The sequence below is a fragment of the Pseudomonas sp. gcc21 genome (genome assembly GCF_012844345.1).
Classification (GTDB): Bacteria; Pseudomonadota; Gammaproteobacteria; order Pseudomonadales; family Pseudomonadaceae; genus Halopseudomonas.
The window spans coordinates 3033259-3058015 of sequence record NZ_CP051625.1; the positions used below are offsets into that span (position 1 = coordinate 3033259).

Genomic DNA, 24757 nt, shown 5'->3' on the forward strand with positions numbered 1-24757 from the left:
TCAAGAGTTGAGGCCTCCACGAAACCCGGTGTGATTCATGTTGCTGGTGACTATCCGAGATATATCTTCCGGGGGGCGGCTGTTTTTTAGCAGGGACTGGGCGTACTCGCGTAGGGGTGAAAGGCGCTCAACCTGAGCTGCCATTCCGAATCGGCTCGCGTGATCCATGATCATGATCAAGTTCAATGCGTCTGTGAGCGTCATCGCCAAACGCGATAGCGATTTCTCTACCCACCAGAGTGTCTGATTGCCCTCCTCACGACAACGTACCTCAGGAAACATTTGCTTGAGATCAAGCATGTCGCGTTGTATGGAACGCAGATGGATGTCAGCCCCCTCCTTCGTTACACGCTGATGGATAAGTGTGCAGGAAAGCGGGTTACCTTTACTTTCGCGCTCTAGAATTTTGAGAATCAGGTTCCAGCGAAAGACTCTATCCATTTTTTCGTCCTTGTATGTTGAGCGACACAGAATGTCGCAGCTCCGGTTGATAATGAACCGCGTCAACGATGGGGCTTGAGAATGAGCGAATCCGCCAATGTATTCAATCTGCTAAACGAAGAGCTTCCGAAGGAAAATGAAATAGTCATCGTAATTCCTGACGAGCTGCAGAGACTGTACGTCGGGATCGGAATGCCTTCCTTGCGTGTGATGGAGCGTTTGGAGGCGGGGAAACTCACAACTCTCCACGAGTGTTTAGTTGATCACCCTTTATATAGCTTGGTCGAGCCGGTTGAAATTCGCCGCAGATACATGCAGTTAAGGGCTGAGGCAATACAGGGTGACGCTGATGCGCTGAATGATCTCGGCTGGTTATGGTTGAACGGATCCCGTTTGATAGCGGATCCTGCTTTAGCCGGGCGACTGTTCAGCCTTGCCTCTTCAGAAGGCTGTGGCGAAGCGCTGTTCAACCTTGTTGAGATGACCTGGTACGGCAGAGGTGGCAAGCCTGATCCAGCGCTTGCCTCTGATTACTATGAGCAAGCGTACAAAGCCGGCATGCCAGGAGCGGCTCGAGCGCTCGGCCTTATATGCGAGAACGAAGAGTCTGGCACTATCCAGGATTCTGGAAAAGCAGTAGTTTGGTTCCGGCGCGCAGTGGAAGAGGGCGATGTGGGCGCCGGCTTTTACTTGGGACGTTTGCTGCTGGATGCGTCGCTTAAGGAGTATGATCCGGTACAGGCGGTGTACTGGCTTCAATGGGCTGCCATGCAGGGAGAGGTCTCTGCGAGCGAGAGGCTGGTTGAACTTTACTGTTCCGTATTTGATTCGCCGCCGGATCCGGATGGGCTACTTCGCCGATTCTGGCTGGAGCGGGCCATTAATCAGGGAAGTTCGCGGGCTAGAGAGTTGTGTCTAGAAGAGGGACGGGAGGTCGGCGCTTGAAGCGTGAAGATTATTCGCAGGGAGAGGTGGTTCTATTCACTAATTAATTGGTCGAGCGGCTATATAGTCAGCGAGGGCATTTTCCAATGTTTGACCAGGAGGGTCGTGCAGTTATTTAGTTATCGATAAACTAGAGCTACTATTCGGCGACAAGAGTTGTTGAATATCTGGAGTAGTATATAGGACATAGGAAAAATAGCATGCAGTTGTTTAGAGCGATCCCCTCAAGCCGTTTGGCTGAGGCAGAACAGGGTTTGCGGCGGCAATCTTCCATTCGCGTACCGCGCAATGTCCCCTATGTTGTTGATAATCTATGGGAGTCTCTTAGGCCCAAAAACATGCCGTCTCGTCGACATGCAATCTACGCCAGCCCAACCGCTGAACTGGCTTTGCAGAATGCGAGTGCTCCGCTAGCAGATGGTGATGAATATGTCCCTTGCAGGGTAGTTGTCGATCCGCGAGACATCCGGGTTGCCCAGCTGCAAGTGAAAGATGCTCGCTATCACAGCGACATTCGGTTGGTCGGTAATTGGGTCAGCCAGCGAGGACAGGTGTTCGCTGATCTTTCATTAACTCAGAAGCAGAAAGTGGCACAGCTCTTTCTGCCAGGCCTGCATCGTGGTGAGCTGACAGCTCTTTGGAAAAATGATCCGTTGATAGCAGAGTTTTGTTCCTACGCAAGGCAGAACCTGACGCTTTGGTCGTCAGCGTCATCCGTTCCGCAGGCATCTGATGGTGAGCTGTTTTTTGAGCTGCTCGGAGATTTACAAACCTACCGGCTGGAGGCTCTTTGAGGTCGTGGGCAAAGCATAGGGAAAGCGGTGCTGTCCGGTTATTCAGCTTACACTGATTAGACCACCATGTTCTGCCCGGTGTATCGCTAATCAATGTGTGCTTCAGTTCTGCCGTTCGAGCACCGGCGTTTGCAGTCTATTATTTGGCAGCATTAGCAGGGGTAGCACCAAACATCGCAAATATAGCCCGCTCTACGTCTAAAGCTCGCCAAACTTCCCCTTGATCGTCACCGCATGACCACATCCATTCTTTACCGAGAGAAATCCCCAAGTTCAGTTGCGATGCAATCTGAGTGAGATAGATACACCAAGATTGATAGCAGCTGCGCACCTGGGGAGAGTTGGTTTGCCCAATACCCTTCGAAAAATTAGCCGCCCACGAATGCAAAGAAAGCCCGTCTGCAATGCGATTGTCATATACACCAGCTGCAGATGGCGCCATAAATGCAATCACTTTCGATGCGAACGGTGTGCGGTTCAATTGGCTTAAGCCTTGCAGGGAGAACATCGCTTCGCCAATACACTTTTGATCAAGATGATTGATCGCTGCAGTGGTATGTGCAAAAGCCATAGCCGAAGTAGTTGCAGGCTGACCTTTATTGCCATTGATCAGCCAATCAACCTTGTTCCTCGCGTAGGAATCGCCGAACGTAAAATAGCCCCAGTACACGACAGACGTAATTCCCAGCAGCCTGTCTTCTGCCGAGCCTGAGCGAAGAAGACTATAATGATAGTTGTCGAGCCAGAGGTCCGTGCGCTGATCTTGATTTGGCACAACAAAGCGCGCGAATAAGTCTGGCGTTAACTGGATGTCATGATTTCCCTGTACGGCTCGTTCTGCATAAGCCTTGGGATAGTCATATGCCGCCCGGTATTTTATATATTCCATTGCTTCTAGATCAAATATTGGATCAGTCGAAAAATTGTTCGCTGTTTTATACTGCATCCATTCCTCACTCAACTTGTAATGCCGCGTAATTTTGATTAAGAAGCATGTGCTCGCCCGGTCAAGTGGGCTCAGCGTGCAATCTGAAAAAATTATTAGACAATTTGTCGCCTTATCTCCACTGACATAAAGGTACTGCAAGGGTTGTGTTACTCACAGCCCGTTGGGTAGTCGCTGAGCTTGAGCAATCACCAAACACGCTACCTCGCGATCTTTCGTGTTTCGGGCATATGCATTAAGCCGTTTGAGCGGGAATAGGCTGTCCAACGCATCTGGAGGCGAGGTCGCAGTTCCTTGCTGGCATTGACCTTAACCTTAATGCAGGCATCTGGCCATTTCAATGGCAAAGATTTTTTGTGCTGCCAAGGACCCATCTCGGCAAATTCCGTTAGATGCCAGATTTGGTTGCCGGGCGAGTTTGGCAGGATTTGCTAGCGAAATCTCGTACCGCTAAGCAGAGGGCAACAGGCAGGCCCGGTCCGTCTTGGCGTCTCGGTGGTGCTCGCTTTGGCAGTGATGACGAATTCCGAAGCCCCTCGTCGCACCGCTATCCACGGGCTGTAAAAGGGCTTGTAGCTGATCTGACGGGAACCACCGTGATATTTTCCTCGAGGATTTGTTATCAATTTGTTCGGGACGAGGATCGCAGCTCAGGAAATCTGGTTCGTCGGCGGAAGGCACAGCCGCCCCTTGTCAAGTGGTGTCCGCATCACCCGGCACGTGAGCGGGCGGATACTTTGATGCACCAAAGGTTCGGTTGCATAACGTGGAAAGCTGATTAACGCATGTTTGGAGCGAGGCCCGAAACCAATCCGGCGGGATCAGCATGTTCGCCCGATATCGCCGAGCGGGCGTCGTTTGTAGGGTGCGCCCAGGGCGACGCAATGCAATCAACCTCATCGATTCGGTGGCGTTAATCCAAAGGGAAGAAGGGGGAGCGGGACGGAGACGAGCTAAGCCATCACGTTGAATATTCTTCCCGTGTCGACGCGAGTGTCGTTTCTGTTTCCGCGACAGCAACCCTAGACCATCGTCAGTATTGCCAGGGGCTGCGGTGGCTTAGTAGGAATCGCGCTGGTCGTTGCATAGGTCTGGAGCATGGGCGGCAAGCCATTCAAGGTCGGTACGTCAAGGTGAGACTCGACTAGCTTGTTGGTTCGGATATGGTAAGTTCACCGATAAGACGTATGGGGAAGGGACTTGCCTTGGCCAGCACGGGTTCTACCCCGCTAACACGGACACTTTCAAGTAGACTCATGTGGAGTCATAGGAGTGTTCATGTCCAAGCGCAAACAATATAGCCCGGAGTTCAAACGGGAGGCCGTAGAACTGGCCCGTCGCTCAGGCACCAGCTGTCGTCAGATAGCTCAAGAGATCGGGGTGGCGCCAAGCTTGCTAAATCGCTGGGTGCGTGAGGCGCGAGCAGCTGAGAAGCCTTTTCCCGGCACAGGCAACCCGCGAGATGAAGAACTTGCCCGCCTCAAGCGCGAGCTGGCCCGAGTGACGAAGGAACGTGATTTTTTAAAAGACGCGGCAGCGTACTTTGCCAGGGAATCATCGAACGGTACTCGGTGATCCAGCGCTGCCGCAACGAGTACCCAGTCCGACTGATGTGCCGTTGTTTGAAGGTGTCTGCCAGTGGCTATTACGACTGGCAAGATCGTGAGCCAAGCCCACGCGCTCAGGATAATGCGCGCCTGATAAAGCGTATTCGTGAGATCCATGAGGATAGCCGCGGTGCAATAGGTGCGCCTCGCATGCACGAGGATCTCCTATTCGAAGGTGAAACCGCCAGCCTGAACCGTGTTGCTCGCTTGATGGCCGCAGAGCAAATTCAAGGTTGGCCGCGCAGGAAGAGACGTGGCTTTGGCCGAGTAACGTCTGGCCGCCCAGCAGGTGTGGAAAATCTACTGGAACGCGACTTCAATGCCTTGGAGCCGGAGCGCAAATGGGTCACGGATATCACGGAGATAGCCACGCTGGAGGGCAAGCTCTTCCTGTGTGTAGTGCTGGATCTGTACAGCAAGCTAGTGATTGGCTGGTCGATGCATCATCGCCAAGATAGGCAGATGGTCATCCGGGCAGTGGAGATGGCGATTTGACAGCGTCAGGGTAACTGGTCGGTCATTTTACATTCTGACAGGGGAAGCCAATTTACCAGCGTCGACTATCAGCGCTTTCTGAGCCGAAACACGCTGGTTTGCAGCATGAGTGCCGTTGGCCATTGTGGCGATAACGCGGCTTGTGAGGGCTTCTTCGGGCCAACTCAAGCGCGAGCGTGTTGCTCATCAATCGTACCGGACACTTGATGAAGCGCGAGCGGATCTGTTCGACTATATTGAGCGGTTTCATAACCCACGAATGCGTCGTAGAGTTGCTCAGCAAGATCTGAAGTTTTCGGCTCTTTAAAACCGTCCGTGGAAGCGGGGTAGAACCCTTTTCACGTAGTGATTCACATGAAATAATTCCTGCCAGATGTCTTCGTGCCCAGTCTGAGGCGGTACTCAAATAAGCCGCGTATACACTCATCACTAAAACCAGGTGGGCGCGATTTGGGCACAATCTGGGCACAGACGGTTTTTAAGAGTTCGCTCGTGATTTGAGCTAGATGTCATGCTTTTCAGCATTCGCGCGACGGGTAATTGAGTGCCGGTTGGGTGTGGCAAGAATCAATGTTTGATCTTGCCGACTTTGTTATCGTGCAAGTTATTGATTTTAAATAAGATGGCGCACCCGACTGGATTCGAACCAGTGACCCCCGCCTTCGGAGGGCGGTACTCTATCCAGCTGAGCTACGGGTGCGTTATAGAAATGCCTTCGGAGGGCAAAAATTAATGCATGTATGCGAAAGGTTTTAATTGATATAGATAGTTTTTAAGCGTGGATATCTCGCATAACACATTGATTAATAACTAAAAATAAGAACCACATTTTGTGCCATTTTAAGCCCATTTTGGTGGGCGCTTAATACACACAGGTACGTTTGGCACAAAATATGGCACATACTCTGAAGCGGCTTTTGACATAAAGCTTTTCGTGGGTACGCCGTTGTAAGAACGCGAGCTTAACTGGAACGCTCGCAGCAAGCCGTTCCGGAAAGTCTCGGTCAGGCAGCGTCAAAGGGGTCCGCGGGTTACGCTCTTTAGACGCTGAACGCCTGCAGTCGGCCACGACCTGCCGCTCAATTCCTCGACTGAACTACAGGAAAAGGATGATCTGAGTCATTCACGACCGATCTCGCGAATGACCGCTTCGGTCGGGGTCGGCCTGACTTCGTTTCAGAACAGCGTTTGATGAATAAGAGGCATCTAGCTTCTAGTGCTGGACGCCCCGGGTTATGCTGAAGTAGCTCCCTTGGTACTAAGTTGGCGTCAACTACCAAATCCATTTTCATGGTTCCGAAAATGCCTAAGAAACCGAATCCATCCAACACTGCAGCTCCCGCAACTGCACCGGCGGAAGGCGAACGTCGAGCACTCCGTGGATACATTGGCCAGTACGAGCGGGCGGGCGCTGCCATTTATGCTGCGCTCGAGCGCGACGAGCTGCTCTGGATCGGCGTCGCAGACCGCAACGCGGGTATTGCCGACGACTTGGTGCTCGGTTTCGATGGGGTGGTGGTCGGTCACCAGTTCAAGACGTCCAAGTTCCCAGGCACTTTCACTGTTGAGACGCTGTTTATTGGTGCCAACGGCCTGTTGAGGCCCCTGGTTCATGCTTGGCAGTGCCTGCGCAAGGACAACCCGGGAAGCCGGGTCGAGATTCGCCTGGTTGTTAATGACTTTCCGTCGATTACTGACAAGCCAGGCGATGGCACGCCGCCCCACAGCGCGGCATTTCTTGAGGAACTCCAACAGCATCCAAATCGGCCGCTAGCGGATTGGTACACGCAGGAATGGAGTCGACTGATCAACCACCTGCGCCGTGAAGCCGGCCTGGGCGATGACGACTTCGATTTTTTTTTGCACAGCCTCCGTGTGGTGTGCGGAGCTGCGGCGGACTTCATCCAGTCGCACAAATTGAACGCCGAGCAGGCGCGGCAGGCATCCGAGATTTCAAGCGTACTGCCCAAGCTGGTCGCCGATGCCCGCGACAAAGACAGGTGGACGCGTGACGAGCTGCTTCGTGAGCTTGGCTGGCGCGATCCCTCTAAGACGCTGCTCATCCAACGGTTCCCAGTCGGCGCCTATGTTCAGCGCAACCGTGACACTGAGGCCAAGCTGCTAGCCGCGCTGCATGCCGCCGACCAGGGCTACGTCTCACTCATAGGACCGCCTGGCTCCGGGAAGTCCACTCTCCTGCAGGTTGCGCTGGCCACTGAGGCTAATATCCGGCTCGTTCGCTACTTGGCGTACGTGCCAGGTGCTGCTCAAGGCGTGGGTCGCGGGGAGGCCGACAACTTCCTGACTGACGTCGGCACGCAGTTACGCAACAGCGGTTTGGTTGGACTGCGTCTTCGCGACGACTCGCTGCATGAGCGCCGAGAGCAGTTCGGCGTCCTGGTACAGCAGGCTGGTGAACGCTTCGACCGCGACGGGATCCGAACAATCATCGTCGTCGACGGGCTCGACCATGTGCCTCGCGAAGAGCGGCCGACCAATTCGCTTCTGGGCGAGCTGCCTCTTCCCGCTGCCATCCCCAACGGGGTTGTGTTCATCCTCGGCACGCAGCGGCTGGATCTCGCGAATCTGAAGCCCGCAGTAAGAGAGCAAGCGGAGAAAAGCGAGCGACAGGTTCTCATGGGACCTCTCGGCCGCGAGGAGGTCGCCCGGATGGCAGATGCGCTTGGCCTGCCTGCCGAGATTCCAAGATTGGATCTAAGCAATCTATCGCATGGCCACCCGCTGGCAACGCGCTACTTAATTCATGCGCTGTTGCACGCGGACGAAGCCGGCCGTAAGCACCTTCTCAGCGGTGGGATGCCGTTCGACGGCGATATTGAGACCGTGTACACCGCTGCTTGGCGCGAGATCGCAAGCGATGTCGATGCCATGGACGTGCTGGGCTACATCGCTCGTGCTGAGGCACCTGTGGACCTGCGGCTGCTGGCCACAATGGTCAAGGAGTCCGCGATTGAACGCGCTCTGATCGTTGCACGGCACCTGCTCCGTAGTTCATCCCAGGGGTGGAGCGTCTTCCACAACAGCTTTCGGCTGTTCGTCATCGCTCAACCTCGAACCCGCCTCGGAAGCGTCGATGCCGAATACTCGCAGCGCGTGTACCGCGACCTCGCCCAGTTGGCGAAGAACGCGCCGCCCGAATCGGCGCAGTACTGGCTTGAGTTGCGCTACCGCGCCCGTGCCGGCGACGGTGCCGATGTACTTGCGCTGGCGATGCCCGCTCGCTTCAGGCAGCAACTGGCTGACGGGCGTTCTATCGCCGAGATCCACGCCGATATCCGCCTGGCTCTGCTGGCAGTGCGTGGAACGCACGATGCGACCGCCTTCTCACGGCTGCTGCTGTGTCGTGACGAAGTGGGGCGGCGGGAAACTGCCCTTGAGTACGCCAACCAGCTTCCGCTGGCGATGCTAGCGGTTGGGGACATTGATGCAGCCCTGGCCTTCGTGCAGTACTTCCCCAGCCAGGGCTACGAGGTCGTCGACGCCCTGTTAGCGCGAGGGGACTTCGAGCGGGCGAAGGAACTGTTTGAAAGCCTCGAGCCACTGTCGCAGCTCCATACGTCCAAGTTCCAGAACCACGGGCACGACCACAACATAACGGAATTCGAGAGGTGGGCAAGGCGCGCCGTCCACTTCCGAGACACCGAGCAGATCCAGATAGCGATTGACCACCTCGCCGCAGAGGGGCTACGCCAGCCCGAAAAGGTGGATCCGCAAACTGTCGCCGCGCTGCAACTGCATCTGAGGAGGGAAGCCGCAGAGGCGATGCTCCTTCAGAAGGTTGGCGCCGATCCACAAGACCTCTGCAGCAAGCTCGGGGTAGCCAACGAAGACAAACCTTCGGTGATGGTTCACGCAGGTCTTGTGGCCAGTCGGCGTGGCGACGTTGCGCAAGCGCTTGCCCTGTTTGATGCTGCCGCCGCCCTTCCTGGCTTCGTAGAGGTACCCAACGGCTACCGACGCCGGATGGCACTAATTGCATTCGAAGCTGACCGTCGTGACCTAGCCGAGGCCCTGTTCGACAAGCTGGTCGCACCGATGATCTCTATGTGCGACGACGAGACGGACCTGGCTGGGCTGGGTAATCTGGTCGGTGCGGTGATGCATCACGCGAGGCTTTGCACGCTGCTCAATAAGCCGCTGCCAAGCGCGACACCGTCGAAGCACACCTTCCTTCATCCGTTCCAGCAGCACGCCTCGACGATAGGCGTGCTTCTAGGTCGCGCCGCCGTCGACAACGCGTCCGTGCCGGCCGGCAGCATCCAGGACGAAGCCCGCATTGCCCTTGGGTACGTCCTACGTCTGACATCAGAAGGCGGCAGCGAGTCATATCGCATCCAGCAGGCCTTCAAAGCGGTCCCCATGCTCGTGCCAGCGCTGCTGAGGCTCGGCGCCAAGCGCGGCGAGACTGAGTACCGTGCGGTACTTCGGGAAATTGACGCAGCCATCGCCTCATCGACGCTGGGGGGCACTGCGTACCTGCGACGCAGATTGGCCGTCGATGCGTATAGGGTTGACGGTGACCGGGTGGCGGCCGTCGATCGACTCAACGCACTCGTGGCGGAGCTTCAGGAGAGCACGCCGAGCGAGCAGATCGACGGGTTGGCCGATCTGGCCATCGCGTTGGCTGTGGTCGGGGACTTAGAGCGGGCCAAACAGTTGCTGGCGACGGTTCCCGAGCAATGCCTTGGCTACGCGTTGGCCCCCAAGAAAGACCCGCAGTACGCAATCTGGCGAGACATCCTGGTCCTTGCGAACGCCGCTGACCCGGAGAACCGTGTCAAGCGAGTATCGACCTTAATGCGCCAAGTCGGCGGCATGAATGAAACGGAAGGGTCGTCGGCCGCGCATCGTTTGACGATGTCGCTAATCGAGGAAGCGACGCAGGTCGCACCTCGCTTCGGCTTCGAGGTGTCAAAAACACTGGCGGATTGGAATCTGATTGGCTGGCCGAACCGTGTTGACCTGCTCATGACGGGGATGGTGCGGCGAAGCCCTGAACTCGTCTTGGCTTGCGCGACGGTCTGGTGCGGTCTGTGTCTGCCGTTCTACATGGAACCGTACTACCGGGACCCGCACCACGTCGGTGACTTCATCGACACCGCCGCCGACGCCGCAGGACCTATACAGATTGAACCGCTCGCGCGGATGTTTTTGGCGGTGATCGAGGTAGCCAGCAGGGCACACGAGAGGGTCGGACTGCTCCAGCGCCTTCGCACCTCTGCCGGAAGACATGGGTTTTCATCTGCCGAGCTCGACGCCGCCGTAGCCCGGTGGACGTCAGAAGCGCCGGAACCTCGACACTCGTATACGCCAAGCAAGTACGACTCGGAGACCACTCTCGAGCAGCTTGAGCGCGCGTTTGAAGCGGATGGCGACGAACTGAACTACAACGCCCCGTACCGTTTCAGAGATCTGGCCGAGACGGCCCCGCTTCATCTGGTGCGGAGGATATTTGAGCGCTGGCAGGTCTTGCAGGACGACGCGCGCTGCCGCTTCCTGATGGTTAAAAGGTTGGCTGCGGCGGGGGAGGTCGAGTACGCCAAGAAGCTGATGCAAGGCTACGAGTCAAGCAAGGACCCCTGGAGTTCCTGGAGCCAGTGGATGGGTGGCGGTAAGTTCTTCTACTTTGAGGCGAAGAAGCTCTTGCAGGGACCATCCACATGCCCAGCCGCCTTCGAGAACATTGTCGATTCAGTAACGGCGGGCCAGGAGAACACCCAGTCACTGCTGACAGAGCTGGATTCGATACTGCCGGTAATCAGCGCGACGCCGGATTGGCCGGCCATCTGGTCGCTACTTGAGGAGCAGATGGCCTGCACTCGCGAGTTCCAGCTGGGGCGACCCTTCCAGCCGAGCGAGCTACCGCTCAGCGACACGGAACTTTTGGAGGATCTGCTGCACTTTGCCTATCGGCTGCCCGTTGCAGAAGTTCAGCGACACGCACGCAATTGCACGTTCAGCCTGGCAAGGCAAGCCGGACTCGGCCAAGCTTTGTTCAAGTCCCTTATGCGGCGACTTATAGCCGGCGAATTAGATGCCCCCTTGCATGCGCTCGGAACACTGCTGGCTGCTGACAGCGCGGACCTTGCCCCCGAGTTGGGCAGCGCCGTGGCTGCGTTGGTCAGTCACCGTGACATCGCAGTGGCAGAGTCAGCCGCGCTCTTGTCGCATCGTTGGAGGCAGGCTGTCCCCTTGGACGCGATACCACTGCCGCTTTTCTATCGCCTTGAACTCGAGCACCCGCCAGAGGGTGACCAGGCATTCACGGACGAAAGAACTGGTGCAATGCGCGTCGAGTCGCCGCTTGGCTGGACCGAGATGTTGCGCTCGACGGCACGTCACATCGCGAAGGCGGCAGGCATTGAGGAGATGACAGTCCGCCGACGCGCGGCGATGTTCATCCAGGATTGGGGTGGACTTGAGGCATTCGGGCCCTCTGGCACCAAAAGGCTTGAGACTCAGCTTCGCGTGCTCGACATGCAGATCACTTACCTGAAGCCCCACGCCTACATTGCCCTTGCCGCACTTCGCCACGTCGCAGGAGAACTGCGGCTGGCCGGCAAAGTGAAAGGCAGCGACATGCCCACGCTTTTGGAACGTTTGGGCTGCCCGCTTCCGCCTCGACCGCTGAAGCTCCCGCAAGTGCGCCCCGAATGGATCCGAATGCCGCTGTTGGACCGACATGCGGGTTGGTCCGGACGAGAGAAGAAGTGGGTTGAGGAGGTCGACAGCGACGTTGCGCCTTTCCCGGCACATCACGATGGCCAAGTCGTGGCTGAGGTGTCGCGTATCAAGATCTTCAAGCCACGCCTGTCAGAGCATCACCTCTACCGATTTCGAGCACCCTCGGCACGAACCGATGGAGAGGACTTCGACCAGTGCTATGCCACCTTGCCAATCGCTGTGTGGCTAGGCCAGCACGTCGCCCTCGACAATGAATTGGCTCCAACGCTGGTAAGGCGAGTTGTTTGCTCCGTGGACATGGGCTTCGACGCAGCAGCCTATTCACTCGTATTGTGCCCGAACTGGGTGATGAGGCTCCGCTGGCGCGCGCATGACAACGAACCGAGCGTCTTCCTCGACCCGAGCGGAGACGTGGTCGCACAGCTGCATTGGTGGCGCGACGCCGGCCCAGTTGATATCGATACGGAGTCTCTGTGGGGCGAGGGTTGCTACATCGTTCTGACGCCGGTAGGCATCGAAGAGATCACCACTGCCCGTGGGAAGCTGGACCTGGACATCAACGTGGTCGCAAGCAGGCAGATCAAGCAACCGAGCAGCTACGGGCAATCTCTCTTGAAAACAGCGAAGAACGGCTACTCGCTCTAATCCATGCAGATTCAGCGGCGATGCCAAGCGAGAGGGACTACGCTGGCTCCAGCTGTCGGTCCCGGAGGACTGCTTCCGGCCGGTGGCTAGCGTTCGTAGTGTCCCAACGACCGCTCCAGGCGGACGCTGCTAGAGCATGATGCACACTCCCCTATACCAGCGAGCGCTCTGGAGGTCCCACTACTTCGAATGCTTAGAGTTGCCGTAGTAGCCAGTGTCGGGATTACCGAGTTTGTGTACGACTGCGCCAAGGAGGCCTTCATGCTCAGTATGCATGCCGATCTGGGCTAGACCGGTAGCAGTTGCGTTAGGCGTGGCGGAGCCTGCCTTAGAAAAGGCGGCCAGTGGCCGCCTTTAACTACTTTTAGGCTTTGGCGGAGCCTTCGGCGCTGCTGGCCGAACGTTAGTGGGGCTCGGTGGATTAACGTTTGCTTTTTCGCGGCCACCACTCGGTTGCTGCCTAGATGGCATTGGTTGAGGTGCTTTACTAGTCATTTTTTCACCAAGTTTTCTTACTGAGCTCTACCCATTGTACCTGCGTGGCGTCGATTACAAATGCATCCACACCAAGCGGATACTCGTTCCCATCTTCATCCAGCCAAGCGGGGTCAAGGATAACAAACTGACCGCTATTTGGTTCTGATGGCCACTCCTCCGGCCAACCATAAATACGACGATCATATTTTAGATGTAGAACCACAAATCTCTTATACCGGTTGAACGCACTAAACCATTCATTTGGGCAAGAGGTCTTAACGGTGATCCCCGCAAATCGAAGAAAAGCATGTAAATAGCCTTTATTGACCAAGAAGCACGTGAGCAACCCAAGCAGGACCGCGATCACAGCTGACCAAGTTGCGATTGCTTTCTGATCCCACACTCCCCACACCCACACGGCATTACCGACGGCAATCAGCAGTTCACCAATGCCTGTAACGATTCCGTGGATGAAGAACGTAAATATCAGAGCCTGAACTATTTGCCCAAAAGTATCTGGCCGCTTGAATGAGGTGAGCGTGTAAAAAATCCAGGTCGCAACAAAGCCAGGAATCAAATATTGAAGTAGCGGAATTACTTCTTTAACTAGCTCATCCATTCCCAATCGTTCCCTCGAAGTCTGCGCCGAATATAACGCTCCTCAGAGACTCTTACCACTCAGAACAGAGAAAAATAATGCCCACCATCTACACCGCTGCCCCCTACTGGGTGCCGGATCGGGCAGCTATTGCCCGTAATATCGAGCCCGCCGGCCGTACGTCTGCACCCTGGGCCAGTTCCCGATCACCCCCTCATGAAAACGGCCCAGAAGCGGTCATTGCGTATTTATAAATGCAGGGGGCAGTATGATGGCCGCATAGTACGAGAACAGCGAGCGCGAACGCAGCAGAATAAGATATTGACATCAGCGTGCCGGCTTTGGCCTACTCGTAAGCTCTGTATATGCCTGCCAAGTGATGTGAGAACAGCCGTCTTCTAGCGTTGAATTCACTTAAATGGGTAGATCTCAAATGCTAGGAAGGGAGTTCTTTGCATGTTCTTGAACGACCAGGAAACGGCTACCGACCTGCTGTATTACACCCCCATCGCTAAAACAGTGGAGCGTTTACTTCGCGAATCACGGGGGGCGCCGGTCACCATTGGCGTTCACGGTGACTGGGGTGCCGGTAAATCCAGCGTTCTGAAAATGACCCAGCAGATCCTCAACTCTGATGATCGCGTCTGCTGTATCTGGTTCAACGGGTGGACATTCGAAGGTTTTGAGGACGCGAAAACTGTCGTCATCCAGACGATTGTCGATGAGTTGAGGCGTGCGCGCCCTGGCTCAGCGAAGGTTGCTGAGGCCGCAAAGAAGGTCTTACGCCGAGTTGATTGGTTCAAACTGGCCAAGCAAGCAGGTGGGTTAGGCATTACCGCGTTCACAGGCATCCCCAACCTCAATCAGTTAAGAGGAGCTGTGGAATCGATTTCTTCCTTTGTGCAGAACCCCGGTGAACATCTGAGCCTTGAACGGCTCAATGACCTTGCTAAAGAGGCTGGAGGTTTCATCAAAGATGCTGATATCGAGTCTGAGCAGCTTCCCGAGCACATGCATGAGTTCAGAGCCGAGTTCGAAGAGCTCTTAACGGCTGCCGACATTGACCAGTTGGTGGTCATCGTTGATGACCTTGATCGATGCTTGCCGAAGACAGCAATTGCCACGCTTGAGGCCATCCGCCTCTTCCTCTTCGTAGACCGGACAGCATTCGTGGTCGGGGCTGACGAGGCGATGATCGAGTACGCGGTACGCGAACACTTTCCAGACCTCCCGCAAGGCGCGGGGCCTGTGACGTACGCGCGTAACTACCTCGAAAAGCTCATCCAAGTACCGTTCCGCATCCCGGCTCTAGGGCTGGCGGAAACCCGTAGTTACATCACGCTGCTGCAGTTGGAGAGCTTCGTCAAAACGGATGACGATCGATTCAAGGCGCTCTTGAATACCGCCCAGCAGGATATGCTCCGTCCTTGGAAGAGCACCGGCCTCGACCGCAAAGCCGTAGCTGGCGCTTTCGGCAGCCCGCTTCCCGACTATGCCCAGGAAGCATTGGATACCAGTGCCTTGTTGGCCCGAATCTTGAGCGAAGGAACCCGGGGCAACCCCCGGCAGATCAAACGCTTCCTTAACTCCATGATGCTGCGTTACGCCATCGCCGAAGCTCGTGGATTTGCTGAGGACATCCGGCGTCCAATACTTGCGAAAATCATGCTGGCTGAGCGTTTTCACCCTGACTTTTACGAGCAGTTGGCCCGGATCGCGAGCCTGGATGCGGGCGGTACGGTGCCGGCAATCACCGAACTGGAAAAACGTGCCAAGAAGTCCAAGGGTACCGATTCAGAGCCGAATGAGGAAAAGGGCTCTGGGAAGCTCAAGGCAGTGGCCAACTCTGGAGATGTGAACGACTGGGAGAAGAGCGATTGGATCAGCAAATGGGCGGCGATCGATCCCGCGCTGACTGGCGTGGATCTGCGCCCCTATATCTTCGTGACTCGCGACAAACGCAGTTCCTTGATGGGGCAGGTTGCGGTAAGTCATCTCGAAGCGCTTGTCGACAAGCTCATGGGCCCACCATTACAGATCCGGCAAGCGACCACGAAGAAAGAAATTGTGGGATTGGCGGAGGTTGATGCCGAGAATGTTTTTGACGCACTCCGCGATCAGATAATCCAGGCGGATGATTTTGCGAATCAACCCAAAGGTGTCGCGGGGTTGATCGAGCTTGTCAAACAACGCCCCGCGCTGCAGAAGCGCCTGATCGAATTTATCCGATCTCTGCCCACGGCAAAACTCGGCATGTGGGCTCCCGCCCCATGGCATGAATGCCTTAAGGATACAAATGCTATCCAAGCGTTCGAGCGAATTCTGAGGGGCTGGAGCCAACAAGTCGAGAACGAGAATCTTCAGAAGGCGGCCAATCGCGTACTGGCCTTCAGCGGCAAATCATAAGGATTGATATGGGTACCTCCAAAGGATATGGAGGCCCGAGCTCCGGCTTGGTGCCCTCCTGGATTGATGATGTGGCACAGCCAGCTGCCCCGGCTGCTCAACCGAACGGGTCAGGCCAAGCTAACCCATCTCAGCCTAGCTCAGCTCCGTCAGGGCCGGTAAACAATGACGGTACAGGCTCACTTCGGGGGGCTCGCAGCAGCTTCACCCGGTTCGCCCGCACTGGAAGCCCCAGCGATTTGGGAAACGCCCTGTCTTCATATGTGCGTAAAGGCGTAGGGGGATCGTCGAGAGGCGCACGCCGCATGGGGGCATCCCGAGCTACCGCGGCAAAGTTGCTCAGTATCTTCGGAGATGTTCAGCGCAACGGGGCCGCGGAGACACTGCGGCGGTTGCAGCTCACCGTGGCACCAGGGCAACCGGCCTCCCAGGTGCTGCTCACGCTGCTGGAGTTCATTTGCCCGCCTGGCGGCGCGATTGACGAAGGTGTTGCTCGCCAGGCTGCGCTGAATACGATCGCCGAACAGGACGAGGCAGGCAGTGGTAGCTTCGAGGACATGACTCAAGCTGATCGGCAGAACTTCTTCCTCGACTTTGTAGCGAACTCGATTGAGAGCATGATCATGGCTGACTTGGGCGGTAGGGGCATCACCATGCCGGATGATGTGGAAGCGGTTGAGCACATTCAATCTCAGTTGAGTTCTTTCATCACGGGTTGTACAAGGGGGCAGCTTGCCAACCGGCTGGAGCAATGGCCGGCTCCTACAGACCAAGAGGTCAATCAGGTCACGTCTGCGATTTATGAGGCGGCATTCGATCTTATCGCGACTGCAGCGGAGGGGCTGGAATGAGGCACCACAGCATCATCTGCAGACTTGGCGAAACGGATGACCAGGATCTGGCGCTGCTGGAGCCAGGCAGTGTCATCACCAACATCCAATTCCTCGACGGGTTCGGGCGACTACAGTTTGGGATTGGCCAAGCCATTGAGCAATTGGCTGATCTGGGTCTGAGCCCGGGAGAGACTGTCGTAGACCTGGCACTATTGGCGGCAACTCTTACCGCTGCGGATACCAGAATCTCACGGGACACCGAGTCGGAAAATGCCTGGACGAGAGAGATCGACCTCTACGTCCCTGTCGCTGATACCACACTGTGGATAGCAACGTCCGACATGTTGGCCTCGACATTGAAATTCCTCACTGGTGATCGCTGGCGTGTGGTCTTCCGCGAGCGGCCCACAGGTATCGGTGAGCTATCTCCCGCTCCGGAGAGCTTGAGAACAGATGAGTCGGACAGCGTCTGCCTGTTCTCAGGGGGGATGGACAGCTTCATTGGGGCGATCGATCTACTCAGTGGCGGCGCGAAGCCATTGCTTGTGAGCCATTACTGGGACACCAACAGCACCAGCACCTACCAGAACGACTGCCGGGCAGCGCTGCAGGCGAGGTTTTCCCAAACGTCGATCAATCACGTCCAGGCCCGTGTGGGGTTCCCACACGATCTCGTGGAGGATGGTGGCAGTGAGGATACACTTCGCGCGCGCTCATTCCTGTTCTTCGCGCTGGCGGCGATGGCTGCGGAAGCGATCGGCGACTCGATTACCATCCATGTGCCTGAAAATGGCCTCATTTCTCTGAACGTCCCCTTGGATCCGCGCCGCCTGGGTGCATGTAGCACGCGCACGACGCATCCATACTACATGGCGCGCGTGAATGAGCTTTTTGAGCGTTTGGGCCTGAGCACGAGGCTGTTCAACATGTTCAGCCATCGCACCAAGGGGCAGATGGCTGAGCAGTGCGCAGACCAAGTGTTCCTAGCGGATCATGTACATCTGACGATGTCGTGCTCGTCGCCTGGAAAGGCTAGGTACCATCCCGATCCCTTGAATCGAACACCCAAGCACTGTGGTTTCTGCGTTCCCTGTATCATCAGGCGGGCAGCGATTCACCGCGGGTGCGGGCCAGATCAGACCCGCTATGTCATAGCGGATCTGCATGCGCAAGCGTTGGACACGAACAAATCTGATGGCGAACATGTGCGCTCTTTTCAACTGGCCATCGCTCGCCTCAAGCGTGCTCCACACCGCGTCAAATTCGCAATTCATGAGCCAGGGCCTTTGATCGACCATCCTGACAGACTGAATGACTTCGAACAGGTTTATCGAGATGGGTTGCTGGAAGTCGACTATTACCTTGAGGGTGTGATAGCCATACCACTATGAAGCCGCAGAACAGCACAAGTCCCAAATGGGTAGATTTCCACTGCCACCTTGATCTTTATCCCGATCACGAGCGTCTAATAGTGGAATGCGATCAGGCTGAGGTTGCCACCTTGGCCGTGACCACGACACCGAAAGCATGGCGGCGCAATTGTGAGCTTGCGGCCTCGGCTCGGCATGTCCGGGTGGCATTGGGGCTACATCCCCAACTGGTAGCAGAGCGCGAATCCGAGCTTCCGCTCTTGGAACGTTTGCTTGAGGAGACTCGATACGTCGGAGAGGTAGGGCTGGATGCCGGGCCCAGATTCTATCGAAGCTTTGATGCTCAGGAGCGGGTATTCAAAAGGGTGCTCGAGGCTTGCGCGGAGCAGGGCGGGAAAATCCTGACCGTCCACAGTGTCCGGAGTGTAGGCAAGGTGCTATCCCACATTGAGCGCCTGCTTCCGAGCGACCGTGGGACGGTGGTTCTCCACTGGTTCACCGGTTCAGCTAACGAGGCCAAGAGGGCCGTGGAGCTTGGATGCTATTTCTCTATCAACTCGCAGATGCTGGCCTCCACCAAGCATCGCAACCTCGTCGCCTCGCTTCCGTCCGACCGGCTTCTCACCGAGACCGATGGCCCGTTCGTGCAACGTGAGGGGCGATCAACCAGGCCTGCTGTAGATATCCCGAAAACTGTACAAGCTTTGGCAATGCTTCGAGAGCAATCACCAGAGCAAGCAGCTGAGCAGATCGTCAGTAATCTGCGTGTTTTAGTGTCCAGCTAGTGCAAGGGTGGATAGCTTTCAAGATGGTTTTCAGGTCAGTGAGCAAGTCGTCAGGGATGCTGGCTTCTCTCCGACTGGCATTGAACTGCGCCTGGTTTCGTTGGCAATTCTGATGTGCTGCTTTTGGCCGACTACTGCCCTTCATAAAAGCCCTACCGGGCTGGCGGCAGTCAATGTAGTTGGTTGAATGGGAGCTGGTTTGCTGAACCCAGCGAGCGCTACGGGCGCACCCTGACGATCTCAACGCCTTCCCCTACTGCTGATACCGAATGATGACGCACGTCGCCCAGGATGCGCTGCGGTCGACGTACCGGGAGGGTTATGGCTACGCCAAGGCCGGAGTCATCCTCACGCACATTGTGGATGCCGAGGGCTATACCGCCGATATGTTCTGTCCGGGGGACTCAGCACCAAGCCAGACAGTCATGAGTCTGGTGGACCAGATAAACCGCAAGTGGGGCCGTGGCAGTGTCAGATTCGCCCGCACCGCTGCACAGCCGGGCTGGGCCATGAAACGGCAATACCTTTCTCCGTCGTACATGACGGAATGGAGCCAGCTGAAGAAGGTGCGTCTAGGGTGATCCGGCGCGGGCCAGGCAAACAAAGGCAAGGTTTCTTTGCTTTAACCGCATATTTGACGGTCTAGGGAAGGTTTTCTTTACCTTAGATGCTCAATTCCTGCCTTGTGCTATCAATCACGCACTAGAAACATGCGGTCGTCGTAGCTGAAGTCCAGCACATCAACTATCTGCACCTCCTCCATCGCCGGGTGGAGGGGGTTGAGCATGATGTTTCGCTCTAATGGCATAACGGCGGACGGCAGGATCAGGCCCAACTGTTCACCCCGGTTCAGCCAGTCAGTACCAAAGCCCATGCTGGGTCTGTCTGCCGGTAACGCGTTCCAACCGTTAGGTAGATCACCCAGGGCAGGCTCAAGGTACAGCGCCGGGTCGTCGGGCAACTCAAGCACCGTGATCTTCATTGGAATGATGGGGCGTAGGTTCTGATGCACAAAGGTTTCCAGGCAGCAGATACCAGGAGACAGCCCCAGGTATAAAGCGCGTATCTCCGAATCGTTCCAGCGCCCGCCCTCAAAGGCAGCGCCTTGGCCACTCAAGTCCTTGGCGCGCTTGGCCTTGGAAATACGCCAGGCGCGCATCAGGCTGCACTGCCCCATTCAATCCCATGTAGCACGCGGCGAACCTGACGGGCTCCCAGTTCGGTTTCGCACAGGGACAGGGGCGTCACACCGCCTAACAGATCATGCGGCCTGGACATCCACTGCGCGGCCACGCTCTCATCTTCAAAGACTTCAGCGGCCAGCATCGCCACCTGCGCAACGCGGTCAATGCGCTCGGATGCCACTTGGCTTAGTACCATGCCGCTCTTGATCCGCCCAAGCGTTGTTGTAGATACGTTGGCGATAGTTGCGAGGGTCTCTTGGCTCAGATTGAAGGCTGACTTCAACGCCATAAGCCACGTTTCTTCAAAGCCTGCGGTGATCTGCTCGATGCGTTCGCGCTCAGTGCGCAATGATTGTCTAGCGGCCATTTCAAAAAACAGAGCAACGTCTTTTGGGTCGAGGTCCATTGTACGACCGCGCCGGGCAACGCGCCTCGTTTTGATGGTTCCCTCAAAGCCCTTAGCCTTTGCTTCAACACGCTTGCTGGTTGCAGGCTTTCCAGCACTTGCTTCTTTCGTAGCGTTCATCCTAATCACCCCAAATGGGTTTCTGTAATACGTCAAATGATAGCATAGTCCAGTCGTTCGGATCTCGCTACTACACCCGGCAAATAGCTGAACGGGCCTCAGACCCGCTTGAACTGGATGTCATTGTGCGGGCGGTGATGGCGTTGCGTTCTGCTTCGATCAGGACCTTGCACTCGGCCACCAGCGCTGCGGCCTCATCCTGAACAGCCAGGTTAGCCTTAGAGTTCTTCATCTGAGCCAAACCGACGCTGGGTGGGTGATATCATTTTTATCTCCACCGCTGAAGATGGCTGTATCTGGCAGTTTTCATGGACCTGTACTCGAGAATGATCGTAGGTTGGGCGATGAATGAAAGTCTAATCGAAGCCCGGTAACAGATGCCTTGTAAATGGCATTAGGTCGACGCGGCAAACCTTCCGAACTGTTGATCCACACCGATCAAGGGGTGCAGTACCGGACTGGCCAGTATCAAGCAATCCTAGCCAGAAACGGTATCGAGCCTAGCATGAGCCGCAAGGGGAAATACCTGGATAACGCAGCGATGGAGAGCTTCTTCCACACCCTGAAGACTGAGCATGTGAGGCACCACCGCTACCGGACTCGTGAGCAGGCTAGGCAAAACTTATTTGATTACATCGAGATTTTTTACAACCGACAGCGCCGGCACTCATACTTGGATTACATGACGCCATTCGAATATGAGCAACGAAACGCTGTCTCTTAACAAGGTGTCCACACAACCGGGGCTAGTTCAGATTTATTTACCTCGTAGCGACTGTGCGCTTCTGGCCGACAGCAGCCCGTCATGAGGGACTGCCGGTGGTCAACTGCTGTCTCAGGATTTTTCCTCAGCATGCCGGATTGGTCTGAGCACTATCGCGCCGTCAATCATATCGATACTTAGTGAATCACCGAGACCGACGTCCATTTCTGCCAGGATGTTTGGTGGGAGCTCGACAATAACATCCCCTGTGTCATCGCCGGCATGTTGGCATTTCACAATCGTCCGTACTGTGGGTATCCGGATTAAGTGGTTGATGATCCCCTCTGATCCACCAAAACCTTAATCCTCCCAGAAGGTTGATAGATCGACGCCGTAGTTCTTCTCGGCCTCGGGGAGACCCATGCTGTAGGTCATGGTGGCCTTGCCCAGGAACGGAGATTCCTTGGTCTGTGGCGTCTTCTTCTTGTGCTTGGTGGTGTAGAGCATCCGGGCCCGCATCACCTCGAATGAATAGCCCCGGCCATCGCGGTTCTTGTCCTTGGCCAGCCGGTTGATCGACTCCGTGAAGGCGTTGGTGATTGGGATGTCGGTCTCGAAGTAGGTCAGCACCTCCTCACGCCAGCCACTGACGGCGCTAACGAGATCCTTCCAGACCTCCTTCTGCCCCTGCGGGATGCCGTCAACCCAGGCAGCCAACGCCTTCTCAGCATCCCGCCGGGTGGCACAGCCCCAGATGTGGTAGAACCGCTCCTTGTGCTCATAGGCTGCCAGGAGCTGGGGGAAGGCCCCTGTCCAGGTTTCCATGATGAGACGCTCGCGGTCTGAGACGTCGTGAGCCCGCTTCAGCAGGATCTTCCGGTCGCCCTTAAGGGTTCGTCGCTGGTTGGCCGTCAACTCCTTCCTGAGCCCCTTGCGGACCTTCTCCAGGGCTTCGTTGGCCATACGCACCACATGGAACTTATCGACCACAATGCGGGCCTGTGGCAGCACCGCCTGAACGGCACGGCGGTAGGGCTTCCACATGTCCATGCTGACGATCTCGACCTTGTCGCGCTCAGTCATGCTCATGAGCCGCTTCGTCACCGCGTCCTGCTGACGACCGGGCAGCAGGTCTAACAGAGTACGCTCCTCCAAGTTGGTCAGGATGCAGCGGTAGCGGCGATTCAGGTACAGCTCGTCGATGCCCAGGCAACGAGGAGTCTCGAAGCGGTGCCAAATCGCCAGGAACTCAGCCTTTTTCTTGAAGATTTCGCGTATGGTCTTCTCATCGAGGCCCGTGGTATCGGCTACATAGGCGTAGGGGTGGTTGAAGGCCTCCTTTTCAACATGGCTGTAAAGCCTCCGCGTCATGCGATGAGTGTCCACCATCTCGGGGAGCGTCGGACGGAATGTCTTTCCGCAGGCTCGACATGTGTACCGGCGACGGACCACCCAGAGGGTGACCCGCTTGCCGTGGATGGGTAGGTCACGATAGGCCACATCGCGCTTGCCGAACCTGACAAACTCATTCTCAACGCCGCATTCCTCGCAAGCTAGAGGCTCAGGAGCTTCGATCTGGTAGTGGAGATCATGCTCTTCCACCTTGGTGCCCAGGACGTGGTATTCCGGCAGGTGGAGAATGTTGTCAGAAAAGTGCGTCATATCTTGGGCGTTTTCGTGGCAAGTATGTTTATCGGGATAGTGCCTGTTTGGCATTGAGGACGATGCCAGCTACATGGTGACGAGAATGCCGCCACTGACCTTGAGGCCGTGGATGATCCCCTGGTTGAGGGGACCGTTGAGCACGGCGGCGCCCAGCGCGAACAGCGACGGTAGAGCCTGCGTCGTGTGCTTCCCTTGTACTAGTTGACCACTACAACATTCCCCACAGATAATCCCCGCATAACAGAACACACCTCCCCCTCCCCGACGTCATCGTGACCATCATCCAAGGAGGCAAGACATGAAAGTGCTGAAACCCGGGCAGGCCGTGGGCATCACGGTCGCCATCAGTTTCCTGCTGGTGCTGTGGGAAGTACCCGTATCCACCTGGGCCACGTCGGCCACCCTGAGCCTGGCGGCGGGGGTGGCTGCCCTGGCGTTGATGGCCACCTCGGCCATTCTGGCCAGCCGATGGGCCTGGGTCGAGCGGCTGCTGGGCGGGCTGGACCGGGTCTACCTCGCCCATAAGTGGATGGGTGTGTGGGCGCTGGGCCTGGCCTCGTACCACCTGGTGTTCAAGGCCGGTCTCGACGCCTGGGACGTGGCGCCGATCCTCGAGGTCAGCAAGTACTGGACCCGCCTGCTGCGCCAACTTAGCTTCGTGGCGCTGATGTTCATCATCCTGCTGGCGCTCAACCGCAAGATTCCCTACCACCTGTGGCGGAGCTGGCACAAGCTCTCCGGCCCGCTGTTCGTGGTGGTTATCCTGCACTGGCTGACCTTCGAGTCACCCATCGCCCTGAGCGAGCCCGCCGGCCTCTGGCTGGGTATCCTCTCGGTGCTCGGCGTGGCGGCGGCCGCCTGGAAGCTGCTGCTCTATCCGCGCCTCGCCCGCCATGGCGAATATGAGGTGGTAGAGGTTTCGCCCGGCGCCGGAGCGGTTCGCCTGCGCCTGGCACCGGTGGGCAGCGGCGTGGCCTTCCAGCCCGGCCAGTTCGGCTTCCTGCGGCTGAAGGAGGAGGGACTGCGCGAGCCGCACCCCTTCACCATCGCCTCGGCCAGCCAGGAGAACGGCGCGGTGGAGTTCTTCATCCGCGGGCTGGGCGACTTCACCCGCAAGCTGGTCAGCGAGAGCCGGGTGGGCATGCGCGCGGATATCTACGCACCTCACGGGCACTTCACGCGGCCCGAGCGGGCCGGCCATGAAGTGTGGGTCGCCGGCGGGGTGGGGATCTCGCCGTTCATCTCCTGGCTGCAGGATCCCGAGGCCGAGTCGCTGGAGCGGGTCACGCTCTTCTACTGCTACACCCCGGGGCGGGAGTTCCCCGACGTCGAAGCCCTGCAGGCCCAGGCCGACGCGCGCGGCGTGGAGTTGGTGCCGGTACCCGCCGGGCCGAACAGTGTCGCCTTCCGCGAGCGCCTGGCCGAGATCGCCCACGAAGTGCCGGCCGACAGCGTGGAGATCCGCTTCTGCGGTCCCCAGGGGTTGAAGGAAGCGGTGCGCCAGCAGATGGAGGCGCTGGATATTCCGCGCCACAACCTGGCCTACGAGTACTTCGATTTTCGCTAATCACGGAGGGCAGGCCCCCTTGCGCTCCATCGAATGCAGCATGGGGTAGAGGGTCCTGGGGCTCA

General features: G+C 56.9%; 16 protein-coding genes, 1 tRNA gene and 1 pseudogene. 11 read left to right on the forward strand and 7 right to left on the reverse strand.

From position 1 onward, the window contains the following. A complete protein-coding gene (locus HG264_RS13950) occupies positions 1-441 on the reverse strand; it encodes a hypothetical protein (protein ID WP_169408235.1) in 441 nt (146 codons plus the stop codon). A gap of 81 nt (positions 442-522) precedes the next feature. On the opposite strand from HG264_RS13950, the gene HG264_RS13955 reads away from it, so the two are divergent. Together HG264_RS13955 and HG264_RS13960 are read left to right on the forward strand one after the other, a co-directional pair. Next, positions 523-1386, forward strand: coding sequence for a tetratricopeptide repeat protein (locus HG264_RS13955; protein WP_169408236.1), 864 nt, complete (start codon positions 523-525; stop codon positions 1384-1386). Between the two features lie 200 nt (positions 1387-1586). Then, entirely contained in the window at positions 1587-2180 is a 594-nt protein-coding gene (locus tag HG264_RS13960) for a hypothetical protein (RefSeq protein WP_169408237.1), read from the forward strand. 139 nt (positions 2181-2319) lie between these two features. Here the strand turns inward: HG264_RS13960 and HG264_RS13965 are convergent, their stop codons facing one another. Then, positions 2320-3126, reverse strand: a complete 807-nt coding sequence (locus HG264_RS13965) for a hypothetical protein (RefSeq protein WP_169408238.1) — start codon at positions 3124-3126, stop codon at positions 2320-2322. Positions 3127-4404: 1278 nt separating this feature from the next. On the opposite strand from HG264_RS13965, the pseudogene HG264_RS13970 reads away from it, so the two are divergent. Continuing rightward, a pseudogene (locus HG264_RS13970) lies at positions 4405-5558 on the forward strand (IS3 family transposase). Positions 5559-5851: 293 nt separating this feature from the next. On the opposite strand, the gene HG264_RS13975 reads toward HG264_RS13970, so the two are convergent. Continuing rightward, a tRNA-Arg gene (locus HG264_RS13975) sits at positions 5852-5928 on the reverse strand. Positions 5929-6530: 602 nt separating this feature from the next. Between HG264_RS13975 and HG264_RS13980 the strand changes: the two genes are divergently transcribed. Beyond that, complete coding sequence (locus HG264_RS13980) at positions 6531-12578, forward strand: ATP-binding protein (protein WP_169408239.1); 6048 nt, start codon at positions 6531-6533, stop codon at positions 12576-12578. 499 nt (positions 12579-13077) lie between these two features. Here HG264_RS13980 and HG264_RS13985 read toward each other — a convergent pair whose 3' ends face one another. Next, entirely contained in the window at positions 13078-13674 is a 597-nt protein-coding gene (locus HG264_RS13985) for a DUF6338 family protein (protein WP_169408240.1), read from the reverse strand. 435 nt (positions 13675-14109) lie between these two features. On the opposite strand from HG264_RS13985, the gene qatA reads away from it, so the two are divergent. The 5 genes from qatA (at position 14110) to HG264_RS14010 (ending at position 19628) form a co-directional block, all read left to right on the forward strand. Beyond that, a complete protein-coding gene (gene qatA / locus HG264_RS13990) occupies positions 14110-16059 on the forward strand; it encodes a Qat anti-phage system ATPase QatA (RefSeq protein ID WP_169408241.1) in 1950 nt (649 codons plus the stop codon). Positions 16060-16067: 8 nt separating this feature from the next. Next, positions 16068-16910 carry a Qat anti-phage system associated protein QatB gene (qatB, locus tag HG264_RS18720; RefSeq protein WP_306085221.1) on the forward strand — a complete coding sequence of 281 codons (843 nt, stop codon included), beginning with the start codon at positions 16068-16070 and terminating at the stop codon, positions 16908-16910. Next, positions 16907-18283, forward strand: a complete 1377-nt coding sequence (gene qatC / locus HG264_RS14000; protein WP_169408243.1) for a Qat anti-phage system QueC-like protein QatC — start codon at positions 16907-16909, stop codon at positions 18281-18283. Before qatB ends, qatC begins: the two co-directional genes overlap by 4 nt. Beyond that, complete coding sequence (gene qatD, locus HG264_RS14005) at positions 18280-19047, forward strand: Qat anti-phage system TatD family nuclease QatD (RefSeq protein WP_169408244.1); 768 nt, start codon at positions 18280-18282, stop codon at positions 19045-19047. The genes qatC and qatD overlap by 4 nt, the downstream gene beginning before the upstream one ends. Positions 19048-19316: 269 nt before the next feature. Next, positions 19317-19628: a DUF4113 domain-containing protein gene (locus HG264_RS14010; RefSeq protein ID WP_169408245.1), complete on the forward strand. Its 312-nt coding sequence runs from the start codon at positions 19317-19319 to the stop codon at positions 19626-19628. A gap of 110 nt (positions 19629-19738) precedes the next feature. Here the strand turns inward: HG264_RS14010 and HG264_RS14015 are convergent, their stop codons facing one another. After that, positions 19739-20206 carry an RES family NAD+ phosphorylase gene (locus HG264_RS14015; protein WP_169408246.1) on the reverse strand — a complete coding sequence of 156 codons (468 nt, stop codon included), beginning with the start codon at positions 20204-20206 and terminating at the stop codon, positions 19739-19741. Then, entirely contained in the window at positions 20206-20793 is a 588-nt protein-coding gene (locus HG264_RS14020; RefSeq protein ID WP_256663684.1) for an antitoxin Xre/MbcA/ParS toxin-binding domain-containing protein, read from the reverse strand. The genes HG264_RS14015 and HG264_RS14020 overlap by 1 nt, the downstream gene beginning before the upstream one ends. A 352-nt stretch (positions 20794-21145) precedes the next feature. On the opposite strand from HG264_RS14020, the gene HG264_RS18860 reads away from it, so the two are divergent. Further along, positions 21146-21481: an IS3 family transposase gene (locus HG264_RS18860; protein ID WP_169408247.1), complete on the forward strand. Its 336-nt coding sequence runs from the start codon at positions 21146-21148 to the stop codon at positions 21479-21481. A 339-nt stretch (positions 21482-21820) separates the two neighbouring features. Here HG264_RS18860 and HG264_RS14030 read toward each other — a convergent pair whose 3' ends face one another. Continuing rightward, positions 21821-23122, reverse strand: a complete 1302-nt coding sequence (locus HG264_RS14030) for an ISL3 family transposase (RefSeq protein ID WP_008958322.1) — start codon at positions 23120-23122, stop codon at positions 21821-21823. A gap of 301 nt (positions 23123-23423) precedes the next feature. Here HG264_RS14030 and HG264_RS14035 point away from each other — a divergent pair, with 301 nt between their 5' ends. After that, on the forward strand, positions 23424-24692 hold the full coding sequence (locus HG264_RS14035) for a ferric reductase-like transmembrane domain-containing protein (protein ID WP_169408248.1): 1269 nt from the start codon (positions 23424-23426) through the stop codon (positions 24690-24692). Positions 24693-24757: the final 65 nt, after the last annotated feature.

Bases quoted from the DNA above. Each gene is read 5' to 3' on its own strand.
- HG264_RS14010 (WP_169408245.1), top strand. From the start codon at position 19,317: ATGATGACGCACGTCGCCCAGGATGCGCTGCGGTCGACGTACCGGGAG.
- HG264_RS13955 (WP_169408236.1), top strand. From the start codon at position 523: ATGAGCGAATCCGCCAATGTATTCAATCTGCTAAACGAAGAGCTTCCG.
- HG264_RS18860 (WP_169408247.1), top strand. From the start codon at position 21,146: ATGGCATTAGGTCGACGCGGCAAACCTTCCGAACTGTTGATCCACACC.
- HG264_RS13985 (WP_169408240.1), bottom strand. From the start codon at position 13,674: ATGGATGAGCTAGTTAAAGAAGTAATTCCGCTACTTCAATATTTGATT.
- qatA (WP_169408241.1), top strand. From the start codon at position 14,110: ATGTTCTTGAACGACCAGGAAACGGCTACCGACCTGCTGTATTACACC.
- qatC (WP_169408243.1), top strand. From the start codon at position 16,907: ATGAGGCACCACAGCATCATCTGCAGACTTGGCGAAACGGATGACCAG.
- HG264_RS13980 (WP_169408239.1), top strand. From the start codon at position 6,531: ATGCCTAAGAAACCGAATCCATCCAACACTGCAGCTCCCGCAACTGCA.
- qatD (WP_169408244.1), top strand. From the start codon at position 18,280: ATGAAGCCGCAGAACAGCACAAGTCCCAAATGGGTAGATTTCCACTGC.
- HG264_RS14030 (WP_008958322.1), bottom strand. From the start codon at position 23,122: ATGACGCACTTTTCTGACAACATTCTCCACCTGCCGGAATACCACGTC.
- HG264_RS13950 (WP_169408235.1), bottom strand. From the start codon at position 441: ATGGATAGAGTCTTTCGCTGGAACCTGATTCTCAAAATTCTAGAGCGC.
- HG264_RS14015 (WP_169408246.1), bottom strand. From the start codon at position 20,206: ATGCGCGCCTGGCGTATTTCCAAGGCCAAGCGCGCCAAGGACTTGAGT.
- qatB (WP_306085221.1), top strand. From the start codon at position 16,068: ATGGGTACCTCCAAAGGATATGGAGGCCCGAGCTCCGGCTTGGTGCCC.
- HG264_RS13960 (WP_169408237.1), top strand. From the start codon at position 1,587: ATGCAGTTGTTTAGAGCGATCCCCTCAAGCCGTTTGGCTGAGGCAGAA.
- HG264_RS14035 (WP_169408248.1), top strand. From the start codon at position 23,424: ATGAAAGTGCTGAAACCCGGGCAGGCCGTGGGCATCACGGTCGCCATC.
- HG264_RS13965 (WP_169408238.1), bottom strand. From the start codon at position 3,126: ATGCAGTATAAAACAGCGAACAATTTTTCGACTGATCCAATATTTGAT.